The 3,850-nt window shown below is 74.5% G+C and carries 1 protein-coding gene and 1 pseudogene; both read right to left on the bottom strand.

Annotated elements, in window-relative coordinates; translation table 11 throughout:
• A pseudogene (locus tag K6I33_RS32840) lies at window positions 1-3,186 on the bottom strand (type I polyketide synthase); the annotation flags it as partial.
• A 60-nt stretch (window positions 3,187-3,246) separates the two neighbouring features.
• Window positions 3,247-3,850, bottom strand: a 604-nt coding sequence (locus tag K6I33_RS32845) for a phosphopantetheine-binding protein (protein ID WP_229358299.1), incomplete at its 5' end; no start/stop codon positions are given.

Raw genomic sequence — 3,850 nt, forward strand, 5'->3', positions numbered from 1 at the left:
GGGCGGCCAGGTGGTGAGGTGGAGGGCGGCGGTGGGCCGCCGCTCCTCCCCCGCGCCGCCGATGACGCCGGTGGCGTGGCGGGTCCAGGGGCGGTCGCCGTCGCCTTCGGGGCGGGAGCGGGCGGTGAGGGTGCGGCGGCCGGAGTCGTCGGCGGGGCCGATGTGCAGTTGCAGCTGGACGCCGCCGCCGTCCTCGGGGAGGACGAGGGGCGCGGCGAGGGTGAGGTCCTCGATGCGGTCGCAGCCGACCTCGTCGGCGGCGCGGATGGCGAGTTCGACGAAGGCGGTGCCGGGCAGGAGGACGGAGCCCAGGACCATGTGGTCGGCGAGCCAGGGGTGGGTGCGCACCGACAGGCGGGTGGTGAGCAGCAGGCCGTCGCCGCCGTCGGGGAGTTCCACGGAGGCGGCGGCGCTCAGCAGCGGGTGGTCGGTCGCTTCGAGGCCGGCGGTGCCGACGTCGCCGGTGGCGGGGGCGGGTTCGGGCCAGTAGCGCCGGTGCTGGAAGGCGTAGGTGGGGAGGTCGGTGTCGCGGGCTTCCGTGCCGGTGAAGAGGGCGCTCCAGTCGGTGTCCGTGCCCTGGACGGACAGGTGGGCGAGGGCGGTGACGAGGGCCTGTTCCTCGGGGCGGTCCTTGCGGAGGGCGGGGACGGCGAGGGTCTCGTCGGGGAGGGATTCCCGGGCCATGGCGGTGAGGGTGCCGTCGGGGCCGAGTTCCAGGAAGCGGGTGACGCCTTCCGTGCTCAGGGTGCGGATGCCGTCGGCGAAGCGGACGGCCTCGCGGACGTGGCGGACCCAGTAGTCCGGGGAGCGCAGCTGGTCGTCGGTGGCGAGGCCGCCGGTGACGTTGGAGACGACGGTCAGGTCCGGGCGGGCGAAGGTGAGGGCGGCGACGGTGGTGCGGAAGTCGTCCAGCATCGGTTCCATCAGCGGGGAGTGGAACGCGTGGGAGACCCGCAGCCGGCTGGTCTTGCGGCCTTCGGCGGCGAAGTGCCCGGTGATCCTGGCGACGGCTTCCTCCGCGCCCGAGATCACCACGGACGAGGGGCCGTTGACGGCGGCGATCGACACGTCGTCCGTCAGCAGCGGCCGGACTTCGTCCTCGGTGGCGCGGAGTGCTGCCATGGCCCCGCCTGGCGGCAGGGCCTGCATGAGGCGGCCCCGGGCGGCGACCAGGGCGCTCGCGTCGGCCAGTGACAGGACGCCGGCGACGTGGGCGGCGGAGATCTCGCCGAGCGAGTGCCCGGCGACGTACTCGGGGCGGACGCCCCAGGACTCCACGAGCCGGAACAGGGCGACCTCGACGGCGAAGAGCCCGGCCTGGGCGTACCTCGTCCGGTCGAGGAGGTCCTGGTCCGCGCCCCAGACGACCTCGCGGAGCGCTCGGTCCAGGTGCTCGTCGAGTGCGGCGCACGCGGCGTCGAAGGCTTCGGCGAACACCGGGAAGCGGCCGTGCAGTTCGCGGCCCATGCCCAGGCGCTGGGAGCCCTGGCCGGAGAAGAGGACGGCTGTTCTGCCCGGGGTGGCCGTGCCGTGGACGAGGCCGGCGTCGGGGTCGCCGGAGGCGAGCGCGGTCAGGGCCCGGGTGAGGGTTTCGGGGCCGTCGCCGAGGACGACCGCGCGGTGCGGCAGGCCGGCCCGGGTCGTCGCCAGGGAGAAGCCGACGTCCAGGGGGTGTCCGCCGGTGTGGTCCAGCAGGCGGGCGGCCTGGGCGCGCAGGGCGGCTTCCGTCTTGCCGGTCAGCGTCCAGGGCACCACGCCGGGGGTGACGGCGGGTGCCCGCTCCTCGGCGACGGGCTCGGGCTCGGGTTCGGCCTGCTCCAGGATGACGTGGGCGTTGGTGCCGCTGATACCGAAGGCGGAGACGGCGGCGCGGCGCGGGCGGCCGGTGGCGGGCCAGTCGAGGCGGTCGGTGAGGAGTTCGACGGCGCCCGCCGACCAGTCCACGTGCGAGGTGGGTGTGTCGACGTGGAGGGTGCGCGGCAGTACGCCGTTCCGCATCGCCATGACCATCTTGATCACGCCGGCGACGCCGGCGGCCGCCTGGGCGTGGCCGATGTTGGACTTGATGCCGCCGAGGCGCAGCGGCTGTCCGGCGGGCCGGTCCTGGCCGTAGGTGGCGAGGAGTGCCTGGGCCTCGATGGGGTCGCCGAGGGTGGTGCCGGTGCCGTGGGCCTCGACGGCGTCGACCTGGTCGGGGGTGAGCTGGGCGTTGGCGAGGGCGGCGCGGATGACGCGCTGCTGGGAGGGGCCGTTGGGGGCGGTGAGGCGGCTGCTGGCGCCGTCCTGGTTGACGGCGGTGCCACGGATGACGGCGAGGACGCGGTGGCCGTTGCGGCGGGCGTCGGAGAGGCGTTCGACGAGGAGGACGCCGACGCCCTCGCCCCAGCTGGTGCCGTCGGCGGCGTCGGCGAAGGGCTTGCAGCGGCCGTCGGGGGCGAGGCCGCGCTGGCGGGAGAACTCGGTGAAGAGGCTGGTGGTGGGCATCACGGCGACGCCGCCCGCCAGGGCGAGGGAGCATTCGCCGGAGCGCAGGGCGCGGACGGCGAGGTGGAGGGCGACGAGGGAGGAGGAGCAGGCCGTGTCCACGGTGACGGCCGGGCCTTCGAGGCCGAGGGTGTAGGCGATGCGGCCGGACAGGACGCTGGTGGCGCCGCCGGTGAGCAGGTGGCCCTCGGTCTCTTCGGTGCGGGAGGCGAGCGAGCCGTAGTTGGTGTCGGCGCCGCCGACGAAGACGCCGGTGTCGCTGCCGCGCAGGGAGGCGGGGTTGATGCGGGCGCGTTCGACGGCCTCCCAGGCCGATTCGAGGAGCAGCCGCTGCTGCGGGTCCATGGCCAGCGCCTCGCGGGGGGCGATGCCGAAGAGCTCGGCGTCGAAGTCGGCCGCTCCGGTGAGGAAGCCGCCCTGGCGCACATAGCTCCTGCCGGGCTTGCCGGGCTCGGGGTCATAGAGGGCGTCGAAGTCCCAGCCCCGGTCGTCGGGCACGTCGCCGACCGCGTCGACGCCGCCGTCGACGAGCTTCCACAGGTCCTCGGGGGAGGCCACGCCGCCGGGGAACCGGCAGGCCATGCCGACGACGGCGATGGGCTCGCTGTCCTTGGCCTCGACGGACTCCAGCCGCTGCTTGGCCCGCCGCAGGTCGGCGGTGACGCGCTTGAGATAGTCCCGGAGCTTGTCTTCGGTGCTGCTGGTCATGGTTCTTGCTTCCTCCCAGTCCGGAAAAGGGTGTTTTTCGACTGACTGGGCTTGTCAGGCGAGGCCGAGTTCTTTGTCGATGAGGTCGAACATCTCGTCGTCGGTCTCGGCGGCTTCGAGGTCGGAGGCGGCGGGGTCGGCGGCCGTGGTGTCCTCGGCCGTCGTGCCGTCGTCGGCGGCGTCGAGCTTCCACTGGAGTGACTTGAGGCGCTGGAGCAGCCGGGTGCGGGCCTCGCCGTCGAGTTCGCTCGCGGCCATGGCGGCTTCCAGGAGGCCGAGTTCGGCGAAGACGGGCGCGGTCTCGCCCGTCGCGCCGGCGCCGGGGGCGAGGTCGAGCTGTTCGCGGAGGTGGCGGACGAGGCCGAGCGGCGTCGGGTGATCGAAGATCGCCGTGGTGGGCAGCCGCAGGCCGGTCTCGGCGTTGAGCCGGTTGCGGAGTTCGACGGCGGTGAGCGAGCTCATCCCCAGGTCGAGGAAGCCGCGTTCGCCGTCGACGGCCTCGGCCGAGCCGTGGCCGAGGACGGTGGCGACGTGCCCGGCGACCAGCCGCAGCAGCAGGGCCTCCTGCTTGGGCGCACTGAGCCCGGCCAGCCGCTCGGCGAGCCCCGCCTCGTGGGCGCCGACACCGCTCGCGGCGCGCCGTACGGGTGTACGGACG

This window comes from Streptomyces sp. UNOB3_S3, from assembly GCF_020740895.1.
Taxonomy (GTDB): domain Bacteria; phylum Actinomycetota; class Actinomycetes; order Streptomycetales; family Streptomycetaceae; genus Streptomyces.